The 23,538-nt window shown below is 63.0% G+C and carries 23 protein-coding genes and 2 tRNA genes; 13 read left to right on the top strand and 12 right to left on the bottom strand.

Translation table 11 applies throughout. The features are described from left to right. Positions 1-15: 15 nt before the first annotated feature. From NKI18_RS06015 to NKI18_RS06005, 3 genes are all read right to left on the bottom strand, one after another. Positions 16-1,407, bottom strand: coding sequence for a TolC family outer membrane protein (locus NKI18_RS06015; RefSeq protein ID WP_352587844.1), 1,392 nt, complete (start codon positions 1,405-1,407; stop codon positions 16-18). 186 nt (positions 1,408-1,593) lie between these two features. After that, entirely contained in the window at positions 1,594-2,262 is a 669-nt protein-coding gene (locus tag NKI18_RS06010; protein ID WP_352618315.1) for a protein-L-isoaspartate O-methyltransferase family protein, read from the bottom strand. Between the two features lie 89 nt (positions 2,263-2,351). After that, a tRNA-Cys gene (locus tag NKI18_RS06005) sits at positions 2,352-2,425 on the bottom strand. A 217-nt stretch (positions 2,426-2,642) separates the two neighbouring features. On the opposite strand from NKI18_RS06005, the gene NKI18_RS06000 reads away from it, so the two are divergent. Beyond that, positions 2,643-2,843 carry a hypothetical protein gene (locus NKI18_RS06000; RefSeq protein ID WP_352451402.1) on the top strand — a complete coding sequence of 67 codons (201 nt, stop codon included), beginning with the start codon at positions 2,643-2,645 and terminating at the stop codon, positions 2,841-2,843. Positions 2,844-2,906: 63 nt separating this feature from the next. Here NKI18_RS06000 and NKI18_RS05995 read toward each other — a convergent pair whose 3' ends face one another. After that, complete coding sequence (locus NKI18_RS05995; protein ID WP_023676401.1) at positions 2,907-3,167, bottom strand: hypothetical protein; 261 nt, start codon at positions 3,165-3,167, stop codon at positions 2,907-2,909. 220 nt (positions 3,168-3,387) lie between these two features. On the opposite strand from NKI18_RS05995, the gene NKI18_RS05990 reads away from it, so the two are divergent. After that, a tRNA-Asn gene (locus NKI18_RS05990) sits at positions 3,388-3,462 on the top strand. 510 nt (positions 3,463-3,972) lie between these two features. Here NKI18_RS05990 and NKI18_RS05985 read toward each other — a convergent pair. Further along, on the bottom strand, positions 3,973-4,866 hold the full coding sequence (locus NKI18_RS05985) for a LysR family transcriptional regulator (RefSeq protein ID WP_352618319.1): 894 nt from the start codon (positions 4,864-4,866) through the stop codon (positions 3,973-3,975). Positions 4,867-5,046: 180 nt separating this feature from the next. On the opposite strand from NKI18_RS05985, the gene NKI18_RS05980 reads away from it, so the two are divergent. Further along, positions 5,047-5,697, top strand: a complete 651-nt coding sequence (locus tag NKI18_RS05980; RefSeq protein ID WP_352618322.1) for a hydrolase — start codon at positions 5,047-5,049, stop codon at positions 5,695-5,697. Positions 5,698-6,127: 430 nt separating this feature from the next. Here the strand turns inward: NKI18_RS05980 and NKI18_RS05975 are convergent, their stop codons facing one another. Next, complete coding sequence (locus tag NKI18_RS05975; protein ID WP_352618325.1) at positions 6,128-6,997, bottom strand: LysR family transcriptional regulator; 870 nt, start codon at positions 6,995-6,997, stop codon at positions 6,128-6,130. Between the two features lie 87 nt (positions 6,998-7,084). Here NKI18_RS05975 and NKI18_RS05970 point away from each other — a divergent pair, with 87 nt between their 5' ends. Both NKI18_RS05970 and NKI18_RS05965 read left to right on the top strand, forming a co-directional pair. Then, positions 7,085-8,158 carry an alkene reductase gene (locus NKI18_RS05970; protein ID WP_352618328.1) on the top strand — a complete coding sequence of 358 codons (1,074 nt, stop codon included), beginning with the start codon at positions 7,085-7,087 and terminating at the stop codon, positions 8,156-8,158. A gap of 127 nt (positions 8,159-8,285) precedes the next feature. Further along, positions 8,286-9,266: an NADP-dependent oxidoreductase gene (locus NKI18_RS05965; RefSeq protein WP_352618331.1), complete on the top strand. Its 981-nt coding sequence runs from the start codon at positions 8,286-8,288 to the stop codon at positions 9,264-9,266. Between the two features lie 645 nt (positions 9,267-9,911). On the opposite strand, the gene NKI18_RS05960 is transcribed toward NKI18_RS05965, so the two are convergent. Next, on the bottom strand, positions 9,912-10,817 hold the full coding sequence (locus tag NKI18_RS05960; RefSeq protein WP_352618334.1) for a LysR family transcriptional regulator: 906 nt from the start codon (positions 10,815-10,817) through the stop codon (positions 9,912-9,914). Positions 10,818-11,003: 186 nt separating this feature from the next. Here NKI18_RS05960 and NKI18_RS05955 point away from each other — a divergent pair, with 186 nt between their 5' ends. From NKI18_RS05955 to NKI18_RS05935, 5 genes are all read left to right on the top strand, one after another. Beyond that, the gene (locus NKI18_RS05955; RefSeq protein WP_352618337.1) at positions 11,004-12,329 is read left to right on the top strand and encodes an alpha/beta hydrolase; all 1,326 of its coding nucleotides are present in this window, start codon (positions 11,004-11,006) and stop codon (positions 12,327-12,329) included. Between the two features lie 66 nt (positions 12,330-12,395). After that, positions 12,396-12,806, top strand: a complete 411-nt coding sequence (locus tag NKI18_RS05950; RefSeq protein WP_352618340.1) for a cyclophilin-like fold protein — start codon at positions 12,396-12,398, stop codon at positions 12,804-12,806. Positions 12,807-13,476: 670 nt separating this feature from the next. Then, positions 13,477-13,962, top strand: coding sequence for a (2Fe-2S)-binding protein (locus NKI18_RS05945; RefSeq protein WP_352618343.1), 486 nt, complete (start codon positions 13,477-13,479; stop codon positions 13,960-13,962). Next, complete coding sequence (locus tag NKI18_RS05940) at positions 13,959-14,948, top strand: FAD binding domain-containing protein (RefSeq protein ID WP_023676407.1); 990 nt, start codon at positions 13,959-13,961, stop codon at positions 14,946-14,948. The genes NKI18_RS05945 and NKI18_RS05940 overlap by 4 nt, the downstream gene beginning before the upstream one ends. Next, a complete protein-coding gene (locus tag NKI18_RS05935) occupies positions 14,945-17,167 on the top strand; it encodes a xanthine dehydrogenase family protein molybdopterin-binding subunit (RefSeq protein ID WP_353019103.1) in 2,223 nt (740 codons plus the stop codon). Before NKI18_RS05940 ends, NKI18_RS05935 begins: the two co-directional genes overlap by 4 nt. Here the strand turns inward: NKI18_RS05935 and NKI18_RS05930 are convergent. Continuing rightward, positions 17,145-18,344, bottom strand: coding sequence for an amidohydrolase (locus tag NKI18_RS05930; RefSeq protein ID WP_352618351.1), 1,200 nt, complete (start codon positions 18,342-18,344; stop codon positions 17,145-17,147). The genes NKI18_RS05935 and NKI18_RS05930 overlap by 23 nt on opposite strands. A gap of 84 nt (positions 18,345-18,428) precedes the next feature. On the opposite strand from NKI18_RS05930, the gene NKI18_RS05925 reads away from it, so the two are divergent. Then, entirely contained in the window at positions 18,429-19,259 is an 831-nt protein-coding gene (locus NKI18_RS05925) for an AraC family transcriptional regulator (RefSeq protein ID WP_352618354.1), read from the top strand. 70 nt (positions 19,260-19,329) lie between these two features. Further along, entirely contained in the window at positions 19,330-19,761 is a 432-nt protein-coding gene (locus NKI18_RS05920; protein ID WP_352618357.1) for a cupin domain-containing protein, read from the top strand. A gap of 37 nt (positions 19,762-19,798) precedes the next feature. Here the strand turns inward: NKI18_RS05920 and NKI18_RS05915 are convergent, their stop codons facing one another. Genes NKI18_RS05915 through NKI18_RS05905 form a run of 3 tightly spaced genes read right to left on the bottom strand, consistent with a single transcriptional unit; the run spans position 19,799 to position 21,893 of the window. Further along, positions 19,799-20,350 (bottom strand): nuclear transport factor 2 family protein, encoded by a 552-nt coding sequence (locus NKI18_RS05915; protein ID WP_352618359.1) that lies wholly within the window; start codon positions 20,348-20,350, stop codon positions 19,799-19,801. After that, a complete protein-coding gene (locus NKI18_RS05910) occupies positions 20,347-21,330 on the bottom strand; it encodes an alpha/beta hydrolase (protein WP_352618362.1) in 984 nt (327 codons plus the stop codon). The genes NKI18_RS05915 and NKI18_RS05910 overlap by 4 nt, the downstream gene beginning before the upstream one ends. A gap of 59 nt (positions 21,331-21,389) precedes the next feature. Then, complete coding sequence (locus NKI18_RS05905; protein ID WP_352618365.1) at positions 21,390-21,893, bottom strand: nuclear transport factor 2 family protein; 504 nt, start codon at positions 21,891-21,893, stop codon at positions 21,390-21,392. 128 nt (positions 21,894-22,021) lie between these two features. Between NKI18_RS05905 and NKI18_RS05900 the strand changes: the two genes are divergently transcribed. Then, a complete protein-coding gene (locus NKI18_RS05900; protein ID WP_352618368.1) occupies positions 22,022-22,930 on the top strand; it encodes a LysR family transcriptional regulator in 909 nt (302 codons plus the stop codon). A gap of 27 nt (positions 22,931-22,957) precedes the next feature. Here NKI18_RS05900 and NKI18_RS05895 read toward each other — a convergent pair whose 3' ends face one another. Beyond that, on the bottom strand, positions 22,958-23,413 hold the full coding sequence (locus tag NKI18_RS05895) for a carboxymuconolactone decarboxylase family protein (protein WP_292662971.1): 456 nt from the start codon (positions 23,411-23,413) through the stop codon (positions 22,958-22,960). Positions 23,414-23,538: the final 125 nt, after the last annotated feature.

The following is a 23,538-nucleotide window of genomic DNA, read 5'->3' as shown; positions in this document are numbered from 1 at the left end:
AAGACGGCTTGGCGATCAGCGGCCGTCCGGCGTACGCAGGCCGATCCACTTGTCCTTGACGGCGTTGTAATGCTCTTCGGGCCTGTACTTCGTCACGTTGAGCGCAAGGCGGTCTGCCGACAAATGGCCAACCGCCGAGAGGATGGCATAGCTTGCCACCACCACGTCGCGTTCGGCGCTGACAAGATTGATCTTGGCAGTGATGAGGGTCGCCTGCGCGTTGAGCACGTCGAGCGTGGTGCGCTGGCCGACATTGCGCTCTTCGATGACGCCGTTCAGGGCAAGCTGCGCGGCGGCGACCACCTGCCGGTTGGCCGTGACGCTTTGCTGCGCGGCGGTGTATTGCGACCATGCCGAGGTCACCGCTTGGCGCACGGTGTCGCGGCTGACATCGACCTCGATACGGGCCTGGCTAAGTGATTCCTTTGATTGGCGAACCAATGCCGAGGTCCGGCCGCCGGAATAGATCGGTATCGTCAATGTCGCGCCGATGTTCGCCGAATTGGTTACGCCATCCTGTGTCGAGGAGAGCGAGCCGGGCGCGGTGCCGCGAAAGGCGCTCGAAACACCCGCCGACGCCGATAGTTGCGGCAGCAACGCGCCCTCTGCCGACTTCACCGAAAACCCCGCCGCGTCGACCAGATGCGCGGTGGCGAGGATGGCCGGATGCTCGGCCGATGCGATCGCGATCGCCGCATCGAGGCTCGACGGCAACAGCTTCGACACCGGCGAAGCCGGCCTGAGCCTGCCCGGCTCGTCGCCGACGATCTGGCGATAGGTCGCAGCGCTTGCCAGCGCCGTCGCGCGGGCGGCGCTCAACTGCGCCACCGCGGAGGCACGCTGGGCGTCGGCTTGCGCGACGTCGGTGCGCGTACCTTCGCCGACCTCGAAGCGCGAACGCGCCGCACGCGCCTGCTCGGTCAGGAATTGCAGATTCTGTTCGGTCAGCACGGCGACCTGGCGGTCGCGGATAACGTCCATATAGGCGCTTGCCGCGTTGAAAAGAGTGTTTTCTTCGGCGTTGCGCAGGCTTTCGAACGAAGCGCGGACCCGCGATTCGGCGGCCGCCACATTGTTCCTGGTCTGAAAACCGTCAAACAGCGTCTGGTCGATCTCGACGCCGAAGTTGCCGGTGGTCAACGAGATGTTTCGGTGCAACCGGTTGCTGTGGCTGGCGGTATAATCGATGCTCGCGGAACCGGTGATGGTCGGGCGCCAGCCCGACTTGGCGATGGCGACGCCCTCGTCGGTGACGCGAACGCCGGCGCGTGAAGAATTGAGCGAGGAATTGTTCTGATAGGCCTTTGAAAGGGCCCCGATGATCGTTTCGGCCGAGGCGGCCATTGGAGACAGCGCTGTCGCCGAAACGAGGACAGCGGTAAAAAGCAACTTGCGTACAGACGGCACGTTATATTCCCTCATTCGTTTTGCACGGGAACTGCGCCACGCTGGCTTCTCCTTCTGATCAGCCGGCGCCGCGTTTTTTATCGTTCCCCCGCTGAAAGCCCCCAGAAACGCCCGGTTATGCAGATCAGCAACGATTGTTCAAATGCAAGCGATCATGACAGCGCCTTCGCTGCAAGGCAAAATCACTCAGAATTCGAAGGCGGGAATGCGTTCGAATCCCGGTAGTGGCTTAATTGCCGCATTAAATGCGCGTCTTCCCGTTACAACCCCTCCAGTCTTAAAAAAAAGCCGGGCTACGCCCGAATTGCCCTGCCCCTCCACGGCGACGAGTCGGCCGCCTTCGGCAAGCTGGTCGAACAGCGCCGCCGGCACCTCCCCGACGCTGCCGCCGATCAGGATCACGTCGTAAGGTGCCTTGGCGGCATGGCCTTGCGGCAGCGGCCCGTGGACCACGGTGACATTGCCGCAATCCAGCGTCGCAAGCGTCGAAGTGGCGGTCTCGGCCAGCGCCGGATCGCTTTCCAGCGCCACCACGGACCTTGCCAGCCGCGACAGGATCGCCGCCGCATAGCCGGTGCCGCAGCCGACATCGAGTGCCGAATCGCTTGCGCCGATATCGGCCAGTTGCATCAGCTTGGCCAATGGCGACGGCTCCATCAGATAGCGCGGGCCATCGGCCGTATCGGCGATGCGGATGTCCTCGTCGATATAGGCAAGGTCACGCTGGCCGGCGCCGACAAAGGCCTCGCGCGGCACGACAAGCATCGCCTCGAGCAGCGGTGCGCTGGTCACGTCGGTGGTGCGGATCTGGCCGTCGACCATCTTCACCCGGCGTTCGGCAAAATCAGCGCTCATGTTCCAACCATCCGCTTGCCGCGCAAAGGCCGCGGCTGTTTCGACCGGAACTGAAGCCCCCTGGCGCTGACGCGCGGGAGCTCGGGCATTGGAGGCCTCGCCCGGAATCGAACCGGGGTGCAAGGATTTGCAGTCCTCTGCGTAACCACTCCGCCACGAGGCCTCATTGCTCCCGGCGTTCCACCCGGCTCCAATAGGTTGCGGCGAAAATGCCGTCAAGCGGCCACCATGCATTCCCAACGGTTCCTCGACATTCCATGCCCTGCCTTATCAACGCAATGCCCATGTTAGCAATAACATATTAGCTTATCGTTAAGCATGATTCTGGGCGACGGGAACCCGAAACCGGCGGCCACGTTGGGCAAAGAGGAGGCTCCGCCATGCGTCGAGCAGCTACGAAGGACGGCACGTCGCGCGGATTGTCGCAGTCTGCAGAGCTTGTGCGCTATGCCATCGACCGCCTCAGCATAGAAGGCGCAAACACCCTGCCGCCGCGCGACCGGGCGCGGCTGGCCTCGGCTACCGCCGTTCTCAAGGAGCTTTGCGAACGCCTGGAGAGCTGCTTCGACCAACCTCGGTGATGCTTAGACGGGCCACGCCGCTCTCAAACAATTGCCTGTTTCCGGCCTGTCAGCAGGGCAACCTCAATCCGGCCGCCGCCGTCGCTCCCACCAGACGACGAAGCGGCGCCGGTGACGGCGCACCAACGCGAATTCATAGGAGAGCACCAGCAATCCGATCGGTACCATCCAGAAACCCAGGATCGGCAGGAAGCCGAGAATGCCGCCGATGATCAGCACAACGCCGATCGCAATCCTGAGGCCGCGCGAGCGCGGCATGGTGAACTGGCGGCCGAAGACCGAGATTTTCCGGGCCGGTGGCTGTTCGTCGCTCATTGCCGTCATGTGAAATGTCGATCCGTTTGCATCAGTAGCACCGTCAGCCGGAGAAAGCCGCAACGGCCTTTTCTGTTCCGTGACAGGCGAGAGACAGCTCATATGAGGGCGCTCGCCGGCCATTGCCAGCAAGCCCTGCGCCAAAAAGCACCGAAAAAATGCGAAATGCTTCTTTGCAAAGCCGAAACGGGTTTGCTATAGGCTGCCCCACTCACATGAGAGCCTCTGTTCCCCGGTAGCTCAGTGGTAGAGCAACCGGCTGTTAACCGGTTGGTCGCTGGTTCGAATCCGGCCCGGGGAGCCACCGCCTCTTCTACGCCATAGCGCGATATTGCGCGCCAGCGTGCAATTTCTCCCTACGCGTCGATCTCGATAGTCCTGCCTCCAGAGTGTCAGAGCATCGAGGACCGATGAAATCAGGCGTAGAATAGCAGGGCTCGCCCGCCCACGCCATTCGGCGGCTACCGCGCGGAAATACTGATGACCGGCGGCTTCGCAACCGAGTGCGCCGTTCAGTTCGCCGCGGCGGCGTCCGAACGTTGCCGTCCGTTATTACTTGCCGTCGCTGCCTCAACGACAGCAGCTTACAGACGGGCGCGAGGTGTTCGTGGACGGCGGATTGCATAGCTTTGAGCCTGCGCGCGCGAGGCGTCGCTGGGACAAAGCGGAGAGGCCTCGCGCCAGATCTGCACAGGCAAGATCTCAACGCCTACTCGGTTGAACATGATCCGCGTGGACGTCGCGCCTGCGGCGTTGCCTGGAGAATTTACCCCCGTGCCTCCTGCCGGTGGGGAGGCTTCGCACCGTTCGTGTCCTAGTTGTCAAGACCCCAAAGATCCGTGTTCCGTTTGAAGTACTCAATCAGCATCTCGGTGAGCACCCGCACTTTCCGCGTGGGATGCTGACCCGGCGGTCGGACGACATACGCGGCCCCCGGAGGTACCGGATAGCGTGTCATGATCGGGACCAGCGCGCCGGAGGCCACATATTCATGTGTGATGCAATCGGGGAGCCAGGCGATGCCGAGACCTGCCGCCGCCGCGGCGGCAAGCGCCGTGGCGCTATCGGCCTTGAACCTGCCCTGCGGCTGGACCGTAACAATCTTGCTGCCATTTATGAACTGCCAGGCTTCCGTTCCCTGCATGAGGGCCTGATGGGTGACGAGTTCGTCCAGAGTCTCGGGTGACCCGTGCACCTCGATATAATCCGGGCTTGCGACAAGCTTTCCATGGATCGGCCCGACGCGCTTCGCGATCAGGTTGGAGTCTTGAAGGTAGGCGCCCCGGATCGCGCAATCGAAACCTTCTGCGATGAGATCGACGAAGCGATCGCTGTAGGAAGTATGGATGTGAAGCTTCGGGTGCAGACGCGCCATTTCCGCGAGCACGGGGGCGAAGTGGGTCGCGCCGAAAGTAAGCGGCATGGCAACCCTCAGGCGGCCGCGCAGCTCACCGGTGGGGAGGATCGATTCCCGAGCCGTATCGATCTCTGCGCTGGCCCGGGCCGCATGGTCTCTGAACGCGATTCCCGCTTCGGTGAGCGCGGCGCCGCGGGTCGTTCGTGCAAGAAGCTGGACGCCAAGTTCCGCTTCAACCCGAAAGAGCCGCCGACTGACGATTGACTTGGAGACGCCGAGCCGGCGCGCGGCGGCCGATACGCCCCCTGCATCGGCCACTGCGACGAATGTCTGTAGATCTTCGATGTCCAATTCAGCGTTCCTCATTTCGCGACACAGCTTGCCTGATTATGGCACTACTGCATCACCAAAAGGAACGGCAAATTGCGTCCAGGCAACGTCGCCCGCTGGCGCATGTCTCCCGTGAACCCATTGCCGTCCATAGCGGCAGAGAAAGATTGCCGTCCATGGCGGCAGAGAAAGGAAGTCTTGATGACCCCTCGCAACGGCCTTGATTCGCTTCTTCGTCCTGAAGACTCGGTACTCGTTCTGATCGACCACCAGCCTTACCAACTCGCGAACCTGAACAGCCACGATCCGCAAGCTGTGGTCAACAACGCGACCGCGCTGGCGAAGCTAGCAAAAGCCTTCAATGTTCCGACCATTCTCACCAGCGTGATCGCGGGTCGTGGCGGCATCCTCTTCAAGCAGATCACTGACGTCTTCCCGGGGCAGGAAGTGATCGACCGGACTTGGGTGAACACCTGGCAGGACGAGAAGGTGGTGGACGTGGTCAAGGCGACCGGCCGCAAACAACTGATTATCGCAGGCCTTTGGACCGAAGTCTGCGTCGCGATGCCTGTCATCCAAGCCCTCGGCGAAGGCTGGGACGTGTCCGTGATCACCGATGCGTCGGGCGGCGCTTCGACCGAGTCCCACCAGATCGCCATCCAGCGGATGATCGCGGCTGGCGCAAACATGATGACCGTGATGGCGCTCGCTGGCGAGTGGCAGCGCGACTGGGCGCGCACCGAGCATGTCGAAGAGCTGACCGAGATTCTCATCCAGCACTTCGGCGGCAGCGGCATCGCCTTCCTGTGGGAGCAACAACTCCTCAAGACGCCTGTGCCGAGCGAAGGCTGATTCGGGCCGGGATGGCGAGCATTTCGGTGAGGGTCGGAATCGATCCGTTTGCCGGCCCTCGCCATCTCACCTCACAGGGAAGCCTTGTGATGCCGAACCCACCTTCACGAGCAGTCCCTCGTCGCACATCCTGGATAGATAGCATCGGGGATGCCGATGGCCGTGAGTTCAGCCGTGCGCACCTCGCCCCGCCCTCGCGGTAGAGCGATGGCCCGCTCCCTGAGCGTCGGTGTCGGCCCGCCGGCGAGGCGTAGGGCTTCTGCGCCGTCCGGTCACGTTTGCGCATTTTTGGCGACTCTGGTGCATTCTGGTGTAGGGGTATGGCAAATTCGTATTTCTCAGCTTCATCGACTCCGGCGAGCCACCGTCTTTTCGACGCCAAGTCGCGATGCAGCGCGCCGTGCGATTTTTCTCCGCGTAACGATCTGGGTCAAGTTTCCACCAACCTGGCGGACAGGAATTCGATGAAGCGCTGGGTCTTGGCTGGAATGAGGCGAGTTTCGGTGACGGCGTGAATGCTGACCGACGATCCCTGCCATTCGGGCAGGACACGCCGGAGCCTGCCCGAGGCCAAATCTTCGGCGACGATCTTCTCGGCAAGCAGGGCGATGCCCTGGTGGTTGACCGCCAGGGCGCGGATCATCCCGACGCTGTTGACAGTGAAGCGGCCTCCAACCTCGACTTCGACCTTGTTCGTCCCCTGATGCAGGGTCCAGATCTTCGGCATGCAGATGCATTCATGCTCCGCCAGATCCGCCGGTGTCGCCGGCTCGTCGGACGCTTCGATGTAGCCAGGAGACGCATAGAGGTGGCGCGCGTGGCGCCCGATCAGGCGAGCGATCAGGCTGGAGTCTTCCAGCTCGCCGATGCGGACCGCTACATCGAACGGCTCGGCCACCAAATCGACGCGGCGCGGGGTCAGGTCGAACTCGAAGGTGATGCCGGGATAGTGCCGCACGAAATCGACGATGATCGGCGTCAGGTAAAGCGTGGCGAAGTCGACCGGGAGCGAGACCCGCAGGACACCGCTCGGCTGCTCCAGCATGGCGCCGAGCTGCTCGTGTGCGAGCCGTGCCTCGTCGACGATGCGCTTGCTTCGTTCGTAATAGAGCTGGCCGGCCTCGGTGAGCTCGATCTTGCGCGTCGTTCGATGCAGAAGTCTCAGGCCGATCGCCTTCTCCAGCGCGCTGATACGTCGCGACAGAGTCGAGTTGGGCATGCCCAGAGCCTCAGCCGCCTTCCGGAAGCTCCTCGCTCTCGCCACCTCCACGAACAGCGCCATGTCGTTCAAGTGGCTCACACTATTGCTCCATATTTGGAATATTGATTTCACTTTTGCCGGATTTATCCCGACATTGGAATAGTGGACAAGGGCTCCAGCAAAAGAATGGAGATCCCAATGAGTCCCTTATTCACCCCTGTCCGCGTCGGTCGCTACACTCTGCCGAACCGCCTCGTCATGGCCCCGATGACCCGTAGCCGCGCCGGCTTCGACGGTACGCCGGGCGAGTTGGCCACCGAATATTATTCCCAGCGCGCCGGCGTCGGCCTGATCGTCACCGAAGGTACCCAGCCCTCGGATGACGGCCAGGGCTATCTCACCACCCCGGGCATCTACACGCCCGCCCATGTCGCCGGCTGGCGGAAGATCACTTCCGCCGTGCACGACAAGGGCGGCCGCATCTTCATCCAGCTGATGCATGCCGGGCGCATGTCGCATCCCGACAATACGCTGCATCACCGCCAGGGGGTCGCGCCGTCCGCGATAGCGCCGGGGACGGGTATGTTCACCATGACCGGGATGCAGGATATTCCCACGCCGCGCGCGCTTACGACCGAAGAGGTGCGCCAGACGGTCGCCGATTTCCGCCATGCCGCGCGCTCGGCGATCGAGGCCGGCGCCGACGGCATCGAGATTCACGGCGCGAACGCCTACCTGGTCCAGCAGTTCTTCGCGCCCAGCGCCAACACGCGCACGGACGACTACGGCGGGTCGATCGAGAACCGAGCCCGCTTCGCCATCGAAGTCGCCACGGCGATCGCCGAGGAGATCGGCGCGGACCGCACCGCGATCCGCCTGTCACCGGGGACGACGATATGGGGGATCGACGAAGGCGCCGAGGGGCCGGACCTCTACCGCTATCTGGTCGCCGAATTCGACAAGCTCGGGCTCGCTTACGTGCACATCATGCACCAGGGCGACGAGGCGCTGCTGGCCGATATCCGCAAGCTCTGGCACCAATCGCTGACCCTCAATCGGCCAAGTCGTCCGCGTGACCAGATCGGCGCCGACGTAGCTTCGGGGCTGGCCGATCAGGAGTCCTACGGCCAGATGGTCCTGGCCAATCCGGACTTTGTGGAACGGTTGAAGACCAATGCGGCGCTGAATGCGGCAGTCCAAGCCACTTTCTATGGTGGCACCGCCCTGGGCTACACCGACTATCCTGCTTTGAGCGCGTAAAGCGCAAGCAAGTAAATCCCCAAGCGCCGGTAGTCTAATAACATTTCTCACCCGAGGTGGACTGCATAATTCGAAGTTCTTCTTGAGAGACTTCAAACTATATCGTCCAACAGGAAGGAGAAGCCTGATGAACCAACACAATGACTTCAAAAGCGCCCCCGGCCGGCCTGAACCGCTTGGCTCCGGCCGGGCCCTACGTCTTCAAGCATATGGCGGCACAGAGAGCTTGAAAGTCGATTGGCTATCCGCCCCCGAGCCTGGTCCCGACCAAGTGCTCGTCCAGGTCAAGGCTGCCGGAGTAAACGGAATCGACTGGAAAATCCGTGAAGGCTACGTCCGCGACAAGTTCAAGTTATCTTTGCCCGCGACGCTTGGCATCGAAATGGCGGGGATCGTGCTGCGGACCGGCTCCAACGTCGAAGGCGTGAGGGTCGGAGACCGGGTCATGGCCGCGCTGGGTGGCCTGGGCGCTTATGCTGACCACTTGCTGATAAATGCCGAAAAACTCGTCAAGACGCCTGCGGTCCTGTCAGACATTGACGCAGCGGCAGTACCGGTGGCGGCGATGACGGCATGGCAAGTCCTTCAGGTCGCCGATTTCAACCTTCGGGGGCGGCGGGTGTTGATCCACGGCGCGGCTGGTGGGGTGGGCAGCTTCGCTGTCCAGTTCGCCAAGACGGCTGGAGCGACCGTCTATGCTACAGCCTCAACCAAGAGCGTGGCCCATGTCCAAGCCTTGGGCGCTGACGAAGCGATCGATTACCAGAAACAGAACTTCGAGGTTCTTGCGAGCGACATTGACCTTATTGTCGATCTTGTCGGGGGCCAGGTCTTGGACAAATCTTGGTCGGTCCTATCGCCTAGCGGCGTCCTGGCCAGCATCGCTGCAACTGATGTGGTTTCGCGCGCCCCGGCAGGCCGTCATGGCATCTGGTTGTCAGTCAAACCTGACACCGCGCGCCTAGCCACAATCGCTCAAGAGATCGCTGACGGCTCGCTGCGGTCCACGATTGCAGAAGTGGTCGGCTTCGACGATCTGGCATCCGCGATCGAGCGCAATCGCACCGGCCACGCTCCCGGAAAGATAGTCTTAGACCTCACCAGGTGACTTCAGCTCATGGTAATCGTCCCTAAAGGGGGACCGTCTGCATTCGGCTCATGTTGGGACGGCTGTGAACCACAGTTATGCTGCCTCGCGTTCCACTGCCGATGGCGGCCGTAGCCCACTTTGACGAGCAGTGCCTCATCGCACATCCGGGACAGATATCATCGGGGGATGCCGACCGCTGTGAGTTCCCCGTCTGGCCTCGCCCCTCTTGCGAGCCAAGGCAACAGCTCGCTCCCTCAGCGTGGGCTTCGGCCCGCCAGCAAGGCGTAGGGGTTCGGCGCGATCTCGGTCGCGCTTGCGCTGCTTCGGCAAGTGGGGCGCACTCGGGCGGAGGAGAATCGCCAATTCGTATTTCTCAGTTTCGTCGACCCCGGGGGAGCCAGCATCTACGTTGCGTTGCGGTGCGATGCGGCGCGCGGACGTGTTCAATTTCCCTGTAGGATCATGCGCTTCGCTCCAGCCGGCGCGATGGGGAAGAAAGTTGTGGCCAACGCCCGCGCAAGCATCGACGCGATGTTCTGGTTATAACTAACGCTTCAAGTTGGATACCGGACCTCGACCTAAGCCTTTCCTGCTGCGCCTATCGAGATTCAGGAATGAGCCGCTATCGACCACGCCCCTTGAGTGCAATATGACGAAGGGACATCACGATCCCGACGGATCCCGATGCCGCAACGCGTCGACAATGATCTTGAACGCAGGAAGGTTTTGGCGGCGGCTCGGATAATAGAGGAAATAGCCATCGAAGAAGGGTGACCAGTCGTCGAGGACCTTCACCAGCAATCCTGAGACGACGTGCCGCTCCACGATGTTCTCGGGAACATAGGCGATGCCATAGCCACTCGCTGCCGCGTCGATCATGGCGTAGGAGTTGTTGAAGGTAAGTTGACCGTCCACACGGACACGCAGCGCCTGTCCATCCTTCTCGAACTCCCATGCGTACAGACCACCGGCGGTTTCGTGACGCATGTTGATGCAGACGTGCCGGACCAGATCCTGCGGATGCACAGGCACGCCGTGCGCCGCGAAGTATCGCGGCGAAGCCACGGCGACTAAGCGCCAGTCCGGGCCGATGCGGACCGCGATCATGTCTTTCTCGACGCTCTCTCCAAGCCGGACACCGGCATCAAAGCCTTCCTCGACAATGTTGCGGAAGGTGCTGTCCAGGATCAGTTCGACGCCAATGTCGGGATAGCCGCTGAGGACCGGCTTAAGCTTCGGCCAGACCACGCTTTCGAGCGCGTGATCGGACAGGGTCAACCTGATCGAGCCTGACGGCTTTTCGCGGAGCGCCATCAGCGCTGTGATCTCGTCTTCGATTTCACCAATGCGCGGGGTGATCGTCTGTAGCAGCCTTTCGCCCGCAACGGTCGTCGCGACATTACGCGTCGTGCGGGTCAGAAGGCGTATGCCCATGCGTGTTTCGAGCTGCTTGATCGTGTGACTGAGCGTCGATTGCGCGACGCCGAGCTTTGCCGCCGCCTTGGTGAAGCTGCGCTCTTCTGCGACAGCCTGAAACCACGTCAATTGGTTGAGATCGGTTCTGGCCATGAAGTTCCTCTCTCCGTCGCTTGCAGCAGATTATTCGATATAGTCGATAGGTTCATGCCGATTTATACGGGTAATCGCTTTATGGCAAAACCATTAGGTTTGCACTGCAACAATGCATTACCGCGATGTCGGTGATTTGGATGACATGGATGTCGCAAAATGCGGCCGAGGCCGCCGGCAGGCCTGATGGTCGCGGCGATCCAGGCTTCGATCCTTCTGGGCGCGGTAGTCGGAGGGGTGCTGCTGTGTGGTCTGACGATCTCCGCGATCTTCATCGGCAGCTTGGTTCTGGCCGGCTTCGCAATCGCGCTGATCGGCAACGGTCGGCGTCTGCTCAAACTCGAAGAGCACTGGCCAAAGCGGCGAGTGGTTCAATTCCAACCCAAAACTTACAGGAGATCGGAAATGCCTTTGAATACCCCTGATACGAAAACACCAGCGCGTGAAATCCACCGGCGCGAGCTTTTGAAGCTGACCGGCTCCGGCATCGCCGCCTTCAGTGGGGCGTCACTCTTCAACTTTCCCTTCGCAAAGGCTCAAGATATGTCAAACGGTGCAAACAATTTCTATACGAGCGGTCAGGTGACGCTGGAGAAAGTGACCTTCAAGAGCCAATACCAGATGAATGTTGCGGGAAATCTGCTCGTTCCCAAGAACCTCGACCGCAATGCACGTCATCCGGCCATCGTCGTCGGCCATCCAATGGGCGCGGTGAAAGAGCAAAGCGCGACCCTCTATGCCACCAAGATGGCCGAGCAGGGCTTCATCGCCATGGCGATCGACCTGCCATTCTGGGGCGAGAGCGGGGGCGAAGCCCGACAGATCGTTTCGCCGGATGTCTATGCCGAGGCGTTCAGCGCGGCGGTGGACTTCCTCGGGACACACGCGTTCGTGGACCGCAACCGCATTGGCGCGATTGGTGTCTGCGGCAGCGGCAGCTTCGTCATCAGCGCCGCCAAGATCGACCCGCGCATGCGCGCCATCGCCACGGTCAGCATGTATGACATGGGCGCGGCGAACCGAAACGCACTCAATCACTCGCTAAGCGTCGAGCAACGGAAGCAGATCATCGCGGCGGCCGCCGAACAGCGCTACTCCGAATTCGAAGGCGGCCAAATCCAGTATACGGGCGGCACTGATCTCGAACTGACCGCGTCGACGCATCCCATCCAGCGCGAGTTCTACGATTTCTATCGGACACCCCGCGGAGAGTTTACCCCGGCGGGTGTCTCCGACCAGATAACGACTAAGCCGACGCTGACCAGCAACGTCAAATTCATGAACTTCTACCCGTTCAATGACATCGAGACGATCTCGCCGCGCCCAATGCTTTTCATCAGCGGCGATCAGGCGCATTCGAAGGAATTCAGCGAGGAAGCCTACAGACTGGCAGCCGAGCCCAAGGAACTGGTTTGGGTCCAGGGCGCCGGTCACGTCGATCTCTACGACCGTGTGGACCTGATTCCATTCGACAGGCTTACCAGCTTCTTCAATCAGCACCTCTCCGCGTGAGTGACGAGATGGAGCCTGTGTTTGCTGGGGCGGGCTCCATCTGCCTAGAAAACGGAGGAATGACCCGTGCTGAAATCACTGCTGAGCGCTGGCGTTATTGCATTTGGAATGGTTGGACCCACAATGGCTCGAGAACGTATTCGCACTTCATCAGACTGGGGCGAGGTCACGGCCGATCTTGCCGATAACGAAGCCGCAAAATCTCTTGCTCAGATGTTGCCGCTTACCATTGAGATGAGCGACCACCTTCGCCAGGAGAAGACCGGTAATCTACCGGCTCTATTGCCGGAACAGAGACGGCAGCGCGACTTCTCGGTCGGCACGCTCGGGCTGTGGAGTTCCGATCATTTCGTGATCTACTATCGGAATGGTCGCGTCCCGTCGCCCGGCATCGTTGTGCTTGGGAAGGTCGCCGGCGATGTTTCGATCTTTGATCGTCCCGGTTCCGTCACGGTGAGAATTGAACGTGCTGGCTGAGGCGTGTGCAGCGCGGTGGCATCACGGGAACAGCGGCATAAGCCGGGTGCGGATTTCGACAGCGCCTGCCCCTGCGGTCACAGACGCCATGACCGGCATGGAGCACCTCCTTGCCACCGCGGCGATCCGCTCCCTGATTTCCCTCGTGATCGTACTGATCCTCAGGCCGCGTTCAACACTGCCGCGCGATACCGTCCGTAGCCGACCTTCACGAGCAATCCTCCTCGGCCCGCCGGCAACGAGTAGCGCCTCAGTGCGATCACGGTCACGTTTCGTTTCCTGTGCGCTTGCGGCGAATCCTGGCGTCGTCCGATCGCGAACTCGTAGTTCTCAGCTTCATCTTTCATTTGCCGGACGACATTGCCAGTCGCAAGGCCGCCCTGCCATGGAAAGCCGCCTGCCCTAGATTGGACAGCGGCGCGGCAATGTTCTCAATGTAGGCCGCCCAAGCCAATCTGAATTACGGGAATTACGGAATTACGGTGACACTTTTTGCGGCGGCATTCAGGGCCTTTCCGCCGCAAATCTCAAATGCGCTTTTTTAGCCTTCCCTGACCGGCAGCGCCTTTTCACGGGAATCGACCGCCCTATTTTCGCCTCGACAGGTGGGTGGCTGCTTGCTGGACGAGTCCTTGCGGCGAGTACGGCATGTGCTTCGAGGTACCCCCACATGAACTTCCACGATCGGCACCAATTGAGGTTGCGGGTGAACGGAGAGGATCACAGCCTTTCCGATCTCGATCCCCGCGTCACGCTGCTCGACCTGCTGCGCGAGCGGCTTCATCTGACCGGAACGAAAAAGGGATGCAATTTCGGCGAGTGCGGCGCCTGCACCGTGCATCTCGACGAACGGCGTGTGAATGCCTGCATGATACTTGCCGTGTCCTGCGAGGGACGCGAGGTCACGACGATCGAAGGCCTGGCAAACGGCGATGCGCTTCATCCCGTGCAGCAGGCGTTCATCGATCATGATGGTTTCCAGTGCGGATTCTGCACGCCCGGCCAGGTGATGTCGGCGGCGGCGCTGATCGAGGAGGGACACACCGGCTCCGATGCCGAGATCCGCGAATGGATGAGCGGCAATCTGTGTCGCTGCTCCGCCTATCCGCAAATCGTCGAGGCGGTGCGCGCGGCGGCCGGGAGGGTGAGCCAATGACCCCATTCGTCTACGCGCGCGCCGATAGCCTGGGCGAAACGATCGCAGCCGGTGCCGCGCCGGACAGCGCCTTTCTCGCCGGCGGCACCGAATTGCTCAACTGGCTGCGCCTTGGCATTGCCGAGCCGACCCGGATCATCGACATCTCCCGCCTCGACGGGCTGGATCAGGTCGAGGCACTGCCCGGCGGCGGCTTGACGATCGGCGCGCTGACGCATCTCAACGATGTCGCGCAGCATGCGCTGGTCATGCGCGACTATCCGGTGTTGAGCCAGGCGATCCTCAACGCCGCGTCGCCGCAGCTGAGAAACCTCGCAACGATAGGCGGCAATCTGCTGCAGAAGACGCGCTGTGCCTATTTCCGTGCCGAAGAGCAGTTGCCATGCAACAAGCGTCAGCTCGGCTCCGGCTGCTCGGCATTGCATGGCATCAACGACAATCACGCAATATTCGGCTGGACCGAGGATTGCGTCGCCACCCAGCCATCCGACCCGGCGGTGGCGCTGGCAGCACTTGATGCGGTCATCGTCACCGCGCACCGCAGCGGCGGCCGGCGCATTCCGGCAGCGGAATTCCACCTGCTTCCCGACACGCGGCCCGAGGCAGACAATGTGTTGCAGCAAGGCGAACTGATCACGGCAATCGAGTTGCCGGCGCCGGCGCCGCGATCGGCTTACCTCAAGGTGCGCGAGCGCGAATCCTACGAATACGCCATCGTCTCTGCCGCCGCTGTGCTGGAGATGGACGGCCAAACCATCCGTCGGGCGGCCCTGGCGCTGGGGTCCGTCGCGCTGCGGCCGTGGCGGCTGAGCGCCGCCGAGGAGCAGCTCGCCGGTGCCGAAATCGGCGATCGCGAGGCGTTGAGCACCGCTATCGAGCAATCCTTCGCAGAAGCGCGTCCCTTGTCGCAGAACGCCTACAAGATCGAACTGGCCAAGACCGCCGCTTTGCGGGCGATCGAAAGAGCAGCGAGGATGCCGTCATGATGATCAGCCAGCCTGTTGCCCGCCCTGACGGCGGCGTCAAGGTGACCGGCCGCGCCCGCTATGCGGCCGACTATTTTGCCCCCGATCTGCTCCATGCGGTGCTGGTGACCGCGCCCGTTCCGGCCGGCCGCGTGACCTCGATCATGGTCGACGACGCGCTCGCCGAGGAAGGCGTCGTGCGTGTGCTCACGCATGAGGACATGCCAAAATTCGGCCAGTTCGCATCGCCAAGGGCCGAGCCGGATACGCAGATGCAGCAAGCCGAAGGCCCGCCGGCCGCGCAGAGCTTCATGCCCATGCAGAGCGACGAAATACGTCACGAGGGCCAGCCGCTTGCCATTGTGCTGGGCGAGACGCTGGAGGCGGCGGAAGCCGGCGCTCGCCGCGTCGCGTTGCGCTACGAGTTCGCCGAGCCGGAGTTGCCGGCACCGCCGGAGTGGACCGCCATCGACAAGGCTGCGGTCGTGCCGAGGGAGAGCGGCTTCCTGTTCCTGGAGCCGACGTTTACCAAGGGCGAGGTCGACCGCGGGCTTAGCGACGCAGCCGCCATGGTCGAAGCCGTCTACCTGCAGCCGTCGCGTCATCACAACGCCATGGAGCCCTCGGCGACGCTCGCTGAGTGGAACGACGGAGAGCTGACGCTGCACGACGCCACGCAGCACGTCTACGGTGTCCGCCAGGTGGTTGCCGCCCGCATGAATGTCCCCGCCGGGAAGGTCCGCGTGATTTCCCGCCATACCGGCGGCGGCTTCGGCGGCAAGGGCTGGATCTGGCCGCATCAGGTGCTGGCCGCCGCCGCCGCGCGCATCATGCAGCGCCCGGTCAGGCTGGCGCTAAGCCGAGCCAATGTCTATTCCTGCCTCGGTTATCAGCCGCGCATGGCACAGAAGATCGTGCTGGCGGCGGACAGGTCGGGCAAGCTGACGGCCGTGCAGCAGGACGTGGTCAACCTGACCACCGTGACCGACGATTTCGTCGAGTTCGCCACCGAAGCCTCGAAGGGTCTCTACGCCACGCCGGCCATGCGTCTCAGCCAGCGCGTGGAGCGCGCAAACGTCGCCATGCCGACGCCGCTGCGCGCGCCGGTCGAGGGTCCGGGCACCTGGGCGCTTGAAAGCGCGATGGACGAGCTCGCCCACCGCCTCGGCATCGATCCGCTCGACCTGCGTCTGGTCAACCATGCGGACACGGATCCGGCCACCGGCCAGCCCTGGTCGTCGAAGAAGCTGCGCGAGGCTTATGAGGAAGGCGCCCGCCTGTTCGGCTGGCGCGAGCGCCCGCGCAAGCCACAACGCGACGGCGATTGGCTGATCGGCTACGGCATGGCAACCTGCAGCATGGGCTGTTTCCGCAACCCGACGCCTGCAGCCGAGGTCAGGTTGCGCCGGGACGGCACGGTGCTCATCCGCACCGGCACCCAGGATATAGGGACCGGAACACTCACCATCTTTCCGCAGATCGCCGCCGACGTGCTGGGCCTGCCGATGGAGAAGATCGAGTTGGAAATGGGCGATACGCAGCTGCCGGAGGCGGGACCGACCTATGGCTCGTCATCGACCATGGGGGTGGGCGCGGCGGTGCTCGCAGCCGCCGAAGATGCCCGTTCGCAGCTTGCCCGTCTTGCCAATCTGCTGCCCGACGAGGTCGAGATGCAAGACGGCTATATTCGCCGCAAAGGCGCTGCCGGCGGTCAGACGATCGCCGACGTGATGAGTCATACCGACATCGGCGAGATCGTCGGCTCCGGCTCGTTCGATCCGGCGCAGCATGGCAAAGGCCTTGCGATGCGCACTTTCGGCGCGATTTTCATGGAGGTCGGCGTCGATCCGGGGCTCGGCCTGCTCAGGCTTCGTCGCGCCGTCGGCAGCTACAGCGCCGGCCGCATCGTCAATCCCCGCACCGCACGCAGCCAGATGACGGGCGGCATCATCTGGGGCTGGGGCATGGCGGCTATGGAGCAGAGCAGGCACGAACCGGTGCTTGGCCGGTTCCTGTCGAAGAACCTTTCCGGGGTCGCCATTCCGGTCAACGCCGACATTCCCGGCGACATCATAATCCACTTCGTCGACGAGGTGGACGAGCATGCCAGCCCGATCGGCGGCAAAGGCATCGGCGAACTCGGCGCCACCGGCGTTGCCGCTGCTGTTGCCAACGCCGTCTTCGACGCCACAGGCAAGCGGATCCGGGAGTTGCCGATCACGCCGGAAAAACTGCTGTAGAAGGATCGGCCCGCGGAAGCGTCTGCTCGACGAGGTTGACGTAATAGCGCATCACCGTCGGCACGATCTCGTCGTTGAAAACGTAGCGGTCGCCGTGCAGGCCTTCGCCCGGGCCGACCTCGCCGGCACCGATCCACGCATAACAGCCGCCGGCGTCGCGGATCATGAAAGCGAAATCCTCGCAGCCGAGACTGGGGCTGAACTCGGTCAAGACATTCTCCCGGCCGACGACGGAGGCGGCGGCCTCGACGGCGCGGGCCGTCGCATCCGCCGTATTGATCAGCGGCGGATAGCCCTTCCTGTAGTCGAGCCTGGCCTTGAGCGAATGCGCGGCGGCAATACCTTGTGCGATCTCGCCGATCAGCCTCTCGCAATGGTCGGAAAGGCCGGGCTCGAAGAAGCGGCAGGTGCCTTGCAGCCAGACCTTGCCCGGCACGATGTTGCCGACATTGCCGCCATGGATCTGCGTGATGCTGACGACAAGCGCGCTCTGCGGGTCGACCGAGCGGCTGACGATGCGCTGGACGGCTTGCACGAAGGCGCTGACGGCCAGGATCGGGTCGTCGCCGAGCTGCGGCATCGCGGCATGCGCGCCAAGACCCTCGAAGGTCAGCTCGAAATTATCGACGGCCGCCATTTGCGGCCCGACGCGGGCGGCGATCGTCCCCAGCCTGACGCCCGGCCAGTTGTGGACCGCATAGACCGCTTCGACCGGAAAGCGCTTGAACAGGCCGTCCTCGATCATGCGCATGCTGCCGCCCTCGTTCTCCTCGGCCGGCTGAAAGATGAAAGTGACGGTGCCGTCGAAGGTGCGCGATTGACTGAGCAGTTTGGCGGCGCCGAGCAGCATGGCGGTATGGCCGTCATGGCCGCAGGCGTGCATCACCCCCTCGTTTCGGGAGGCATAGGGCAAGCCGGTTTTCTCCACGACCGGAAGTGCGTCCAGTTCGGCGCGAAGGCCGATAGCGCACGTTCCAGCGCCGCTGCGCAGGACACCGACGACGCCGGTGCCGCCGATCCCTTCATGCACCTCGTCGACGCCGAAGGAGCGCAGTTTCTCTGCAACGAAACGCGCCGTTTCGTATTCATTGAATGCGAGCTCCGGATTGGCATGGATATGGTGCCGCCAGCCTACGACCTCTGGTGTCAGCGCGGCGACGGGGTCATTATGCAACATGATGCCTCCTTTCCGCCGACAAAAAGCGGCTTGGTTTGCCAGCCATAGAAGGCCCCGCGAGAGGCGTCTTGAACCGGATTGACCATGGCAAGGACAAACGAAGCGGCAGAGACCGGGAAATACTGGCGCCATCCGTGCTTCCCCGACCTTGGCCTGTTCGAGGCGCGCTTCACCCAGCACCGCTACGACCTGCACACGCACCCGACCTATGTGATCGCCCTGATCACCTCGGGCTGCGAGCGCATTCGCATCGGCCGTCAAAGCGTTCTTGCTCCGGCGGGCACCATTGCCGTCGTCAATCCCGAGGAGTGGCATGACGGCGAACGCGGGGCGGATGAAGGCTGGGCCTACCGGACGTTTTATCCTTCGGTGCCGCTGATGAGCGCGCTTGCCGACGAACTCGGCCGCGACGGCGCTCCGGTGTTTTCGCGCGCGACGATCGAAGACAGCCGTCTCGCCGCAGCATTGACGGCAGCACACCAGGGCTCGACATCCCCGGACACAATGACGGCCGAGACGTCCCTGCTCGTGGCGCTTAGACGGCTGATCGTTCGCCATGGCGACTCGAGCGGGCCGGCCGAAGAGGTCGACGGTTCCGAATCGCAGCGAAGATTTTCGCTCTACCGCGATCTTGTCGAAAGCGAGCTTGGCTCGCAGCTCGACCTCAAGCGGCTTGCCGGCGCGGCTGGCGTGACCCGGTTCCAGGTCATCCGCGACTTCAACAAGGTAATTGGCCTGACGCCGGCGGCCTATATCCGCGACCGGCGATTGCGCCGGGCGAGCGCGCTGATCGAACAGGGATTTGGCCTCGCCGACGCCGCTATTACGGCGGGTTTCGCCGACCAGAGCCATTTTTCCCGTACATTCCGGGCCATGCATGGCATGACGCCGGGCATGTTCAGAAGAGCGGGATAAGGCCCTCCTGAACAGACAAGCTTGCGCCTCAAAGCTTGCTGCGCAATGCTGACGCAGTTCGGGGGGAATCATGCGAAAAATTTTGGCTTCGACGCTGCTGCTCGCGGCAGTTCTATCCGCAACGGCTGCCCAGGCGCTGGATGCCAGCGGCACGCCGGTCATCGTGACCCCGCTTGCCTCTCGCACCGAGACCGCGTCCGGCCAGCCGATCACGCTGCCGCAGAAGAACGTCCAGGTCCTGGTCTCGGCCTATCAGATCGCGCCGGGCGCGACCTTGCCGGTCCACAAGCATCCGTTTCCGCGCTATGCCTATGTCGAGGCCGGCACGCTTCAGGTCACCAACGTCGAGACCGGCAAGAGCAACACCTATCAAACAGGTGATTTCATCATCGAGATGATCGGGCAATGGCATCAGGCGACCAATGTCGGCGCCGATCCGGTCAAGCTGCTGGTCATCGACCAGGTCGAAGAAGGCACCAAGAACACGGTGTTGCGCCAGTAACTGCGGTCGTCGGGCACTCCAGCAAGGAACACCGGATTCACTCCGCAGCCTTCACCCGGTCGGCGGCGGCGGCCAGAACGGCGCGATCCCCCTCCTCGTACAACCGATGGATGGCAATGGCGTTGACGCGCCAGCCTTCAGGCGTCCGCACCAGCCGGTGGAGATAGCTGCCACCGACCGTCCAGAACCGCCCGCCGATCCAGTGAGTTGCGCGGACATGGCTGCGTGCAACCGCGTCATTGCCCGCGCCTTCGACGGTGATGTTGGTGATGAGGTGCTGGGTGGCGTCGAAGCCCGGCAGCAGTCCTTGCCACTGCGCGATCAGCGCGTCGCGGCCGCTGGTGGTGACCTCGCCGCCGAAGAGGCTGGTATAGTCGGTCGTGACACGGGCCGCGAAAAAGGATCTGACCCGATCCCATTCACGCAGATCGGCATAGAGGCCAATCCCGGCAATCGCTTCGGCGATAGCGATCCTGTCGTCGACCGTCAGCGCATCTCCCGATGCGCTCGAGGCGGGCGTCGAGACCGCGGAAATCATCGCAGCGGAAAACGCCGAGACCAGGACATACCGGCGGGTGACGAAGGTCATTGTCCCGCCTCCCCCGCACCGCCCAGCGTTGCGCGGAAATGAGCGGCGACGGCATCGCTCGCCGCCTTCACCGGCGCGGCACGATCGTAGAAATCGAACTGGGTGACGTTGTCGAGCCACAGCTCCTGCTTGGAGCTGGTCAGCCCCGCGTAGAATTTGTGCGCACCACTCGGAATGGCGGCAGCCTCGCTATGCACCATCAGAAAGGGTTGACGCAGGCGCGGGGCGGCCTGGATCGCGTCGAACCTCAGCCAGCCGCGCCAGAACGCCGGATCGGCCTCGTTGCGCCAGGCTGGAATCATGCCGCGATCGGGCTCGGTGTAATAGGGCACCTTGAACATGACCGCGCGCTCGTCGCTCAGGCTGGCGGCCGGCAGTAACGCCTGTCTGCCGGTGCGGCGATACGCGGCCTCCGCCGCATCGCCGGCGGCTTCAAGCCTGGCGACGCCGTCGTTGCCGCCATAGGTCTGCTCGACCACTTCGGCATCCTGCAACCAGGGCGCAACGAGGGCGACCGACTTGATCGCGGCGTTTTCGGCCGCAGCGGTGACCATGTAGCCGGAGCTGGCGCAAATGCCGAGCCCGCCGATGCGGTCCTGATCGGCTTCGGGCCGGCTCGCGAGATAGGCGACCGCCGCTTCGATGTCGGCGATCTTGGCATTAGGATCCTCGTACTGGCGTCGCACGCCGCCGCTTTCGCCCCAGCCGCGAAAATCGAAGGTCAAGGCGACGAAGCCGCGATCGGCCATCTCGCGGGCGTAGCGGGCCGGCATCTGTTCCTTTACCGTCATCCAGGCGCCGGTCACGACCAGCGCCGGCCGAGGTTTCGCCGCGTCCAGATCCTCCGGGAGATAGAGCTCGCCGATGATCTGCTCACCGTACGAGGCAAAAGCGACGCGCTCGACGCGCGGTGCGGCGAAGGCATTGGAGGCGGCGAGCGCGGCGGTGGTTGCTACGGCAAGTGTCAGGGTTTTAAGCATCGCAAGTCTCCTTTGGCTTGGAATGAGAAGCGCGGCGCGTTGCGAGAAAGACCGCCGTCTCAGCGCTCGCCAGCCAGTCGGCCGGGCAGTGGCTTCAGCGGGTAATGCGCCCAGTAGAAAGCGTCCGACTGGTACATGTCGGTCAAAAAATTCTGTGCCTCGGCGATCTTGCCGTCGTGGATGCGAAACATCAGCGCGTAGAGCTGGTCGATCTCCGGACCTGAGCCGACATTCGACCAGCCGCGATGGACGTCGACGACGAGGTCGCCTTGCGCCTGGAAGAAGATCGGCCCGGCCTTGAACTTGCCATCGGCCAGGCCGCGGAAGAAGGCGACCACCTCGTCCGGCCCGCGCTTGTCGCCGGCGAGCGGATGATGGCCGGGAATGCGCCACACGATGTCGGACGCAAGGAAGGGCCGGATGGCCTCGGGATTGCCGGTCGCGTAAGCTGCGTAATAGTCTTTGATGAGCTGGATATTGCGGTCTTCCAGTGGCCCGCTGTGCGCCGGGGCGGGAGACACCGCCAGAAGAGTGCCGGCGGCGAGTAAAGCGAGCCTTGTCATCGGTCCTGTCTCCTTGCCCGTTCGAGCCGTTCCCAACACCGAGGCCCGTTCGTCGGACCCAACGTGACGCCTTTTGTTCGCCGGAAAAACCAGTAGAGTTCGACAGGGCTATTTGGAAAATCCTTACAATGCGCCTCGACCAGTTCAGCGGCATCGTCGCCTTCGTGAAGGTTGCGGAGGCCAAAAGCTTCACCCGCGCGGCCGCCGAGCTCGGCGTCGCTCCGGCCTCGTTGAGCGAGGCGGTCAAGGGGCTCGAGGAGCGCCTGGGGGTGCGGCTGCTCAACCGGACGACCCGCAGCGTTGGCTTGACCGAGGCTGGCGCCCACTACCTCGACCATGTGCGCCCGGCAGCCGAAGACATCTGGGCGGCCGGCGCGGCGCTGCGCGAGGCTCGCGACCGCCCCGCCGGCACGCTGCGCCTCAGCCTGCCCTGGATCGCCGCGCCGCTGCTGATAGAGCCACTGATGCGGCCGTTCATGGATGCTTATCCCGAAGTGCGGCTTAGTCTGATTTTCGACGACAGCTTCGTCGACATCGCCGCCGAGGGCTTCGATGCCGGCCTGCGCATCGGCGAGCTTCTCGAGAGAGATATGATCGGCGCGCGCCTGGGCGGGCCCCTGCAGATGGTCGTGGTGGGCAGCCCCGATTATCTGGCGCGCAACGGCACACCGAAACGGCCGGCAGACCTCGCCGCCCATCGCTGCATCGCATTCGCCCTCACCCGCACGCGCGCGATTTCGCCCTGGGAGTTCACCGTGGATGGACGCGAAGTCGCATTCACGCCGGACGCATGTCTGGTCGTGAACACGCTTCCGCTGTGCATTACCGCCGCCGCGCAAGGGCTTGGCCTCGCCTTCGCCGTCGAAGGCCTCGCCGCGCCGCTTCTCGCCTCAGGCTCGCTGGTCAAGGTGCTGGAACCTTTCTGTCCAGCTTACGAGCCGCTCCACCTCTATTATCCCAGCCGCCGCCTGGTACCGCCGAAGCTGCGGGCCTTCATCGACTTCGTCCGCGCGAATTCGCACAAGCTGCGGATCTGATGTGGCTTTTCGAGAACCCGGCCCCGTTCAGCCCCAGGCGCCGACCATCTGCCTGGTGGTTGCGTTGAGCCGGTTGAATGCGTTGATCAGGGCAATCTGGACGACCAGGGCGGCAAGCGCCTTTTCGTCATAGTGCCGGGCGGCCTCGTCCCAGACCGCGTCCGGCACTGGATCCGGCCGGTCGGCCAACCGGGTTGCCGCCTCGGTCAGCGCCAGTGCGGCGCGTTCGGCGTCGGTGAAGTAAGGTGTTTCGCGCCAGGCTGACACGGTGAAGACGCGCTCGTCCTTTTCGCCGGCCTTCTTCAATTCGCGCGCATGCATATCGACGCAGAGGCTGCATCCGTTGATCTGGCTGGCGCGCAAATGGACGAGCTTGCGCGTCACATAGGACAGGTCGGCCGTCTCCGTCGACTTGTCCAGCGCGAGCAACGCCTGCAAGGCGCCGGGAATGAGCATCACCGGGTTTTTCAATCGTGCTTGCATGGTGGTCTCCTTCGGGCGTGTTTTCGCAGGCCGGACATCTCGGCTTTCGGTCGGCTGTGCTGTTAATCAATCAATAACTCGCTGGCTATGAATCTACATATAGCTGAACGGTTATGGATGTGTCA

This window comes from Mesorhizobium sp. M0800 (assembly GCF_040320095.1).
In the GTDB taxonomy this organism is placed as follows: domain Bacteria; phylum Pseudomonadota; class Alphaproteobacteria; order Rhizobiales; family Rhizobiaceae; genus Mesorhizobium.
Note: the sequence above shows the minus strand (reverse complement) of the source record. Positions and strands in the feature narration are given on the sequence as shown.

Coding starts and splice junctions, on each gene's coding strand:
- NKI18_RS06010 (WP_352618315.1), bottom strand. CDS start 2,262: ATGAGCGCTGATTTTGCCGAACGCCGGGTGAAGATGGTCGACGGCCAG.
- NKI18_RS06000 (WP_352451402.1), top strand. CDS start 2,643: ATGCGTCGAGCAGCTACGAAGGACGGCACGTCGCGCGGATTGTCGCAG.
- NKI18_RS05995 (WP_023676401.1), bottom strand. CDS start 3,167: ATGACGGCAATGAGCGACGAACAGCCACCGGCCCGGAAAATCTCGGTC.
- NKI18_RS05980 (WP_352618322.1), top strand. CDS start 5,047: ATGACCCCTCGCAACGGCCTTGATTCGCTTCTTCGTCCTGAAGACTCG.
- NKI18_RS05970 (WP_352618328.1), top strand. CDS start 7,085: ATGGAGATCCCAATGAGTCCCTTATTCACCCCTGTCCGCGTCGGTCGC.
- NKI18_RS05965 (WP_352618331.1), top strand. CDS start 8,286: ATGAACCAACACAATGACTTCAAAAGCGCCCCCGGCCGGCCTGAACCG.
- NKI18_RS05960 (WP_352618334.1), bottom strand. CDS start 10,817: ATGGCCAGAACCGATCTCAACCAATTGACGTGGTTTCAGGCTGTCGCA.
- NKI18_RS05955 (WP_352618337.1), top strand. CDS start 11,004: ATGGTCGCGGCGATCCAGGCTTCGATCCTTCTGGGCGCGGTAGTCGGA.
- NKI18_RS05945 (WP_352618343.1), top strand. CDS start 13,477: ATGAACTTCCACGATCGGCACCAATTGAGGTTGCGGGTGAACGGAGAG.
- NKI18_RS05940 (WP_023676407.1), top strand. CDS start 13,959: ATGACCCCATTCGTCTACGCGCGCGCCGATAGCCTGGGCGAAACGATC.
- NKI18_RS05935 (WP_353019103.1), top strand. CDS start 14,945: ATGATGATCAGCCAGCCTGTTGCCCGCCCTGACGGCGGCGTCAAGGTG.
- NKI18_RS05930 (WP_352618351.1), bottom strand. CDS start 18,344: ATGTTGCATAATGACCCCGTCGCCGCGCTGACACCAGAGGTCGTAGGC.
- NKI18_RS05925 (WP_352618354.1), top strand. CDS start 18,429: ATGGCAAGGACAAACGAAGCGGCAGAGACCGGGAAATACTGGCGCCAT.
- NKI18_RS05920 (WP_352618357.1), top strand. CDS start 19,330: ATGCGAAAAATTTTGGCTTCGACGCTGCTGCTCGCGGCAGTTCTATCC.
- NKI18_RS05915 (WP_352618359.1), bottom strand. CDS start 20,350: ATGACCTTCGTCACCCGCCGGTATGTCCTGGTCTCGGCGTTTTCCGCT.
- NKI18_RS05910 (WP_352618362.1), bottom strand. CDS start 21,330: ATGCTTAAAACCCTGACACTTGCCGTAGCAACCACCGCCGCGCTCGCC.
- NKI18_RS05905 (WP_352618365.1), bottom strand. CDS start 21,893: ATGACAAGGCTCGCTTTACTCGCCGCCGGCACTCTTCTGGCGGTGTCT.
- NKI18_RS05900 (WP_352618368.1), top strand. CDS start 22,022: ATGCGCCTCGACCAGTTCAGCGGCATCGTCGCCTTCGTGAAGGTTGCG.
- NKI18_RS05895 (WP_292662971.1), bottom strand. CDS start 23,413: ATGCAAGCACGATTGAAAAACCCGGTGATGCTCATTCCCGGCGCCTTG.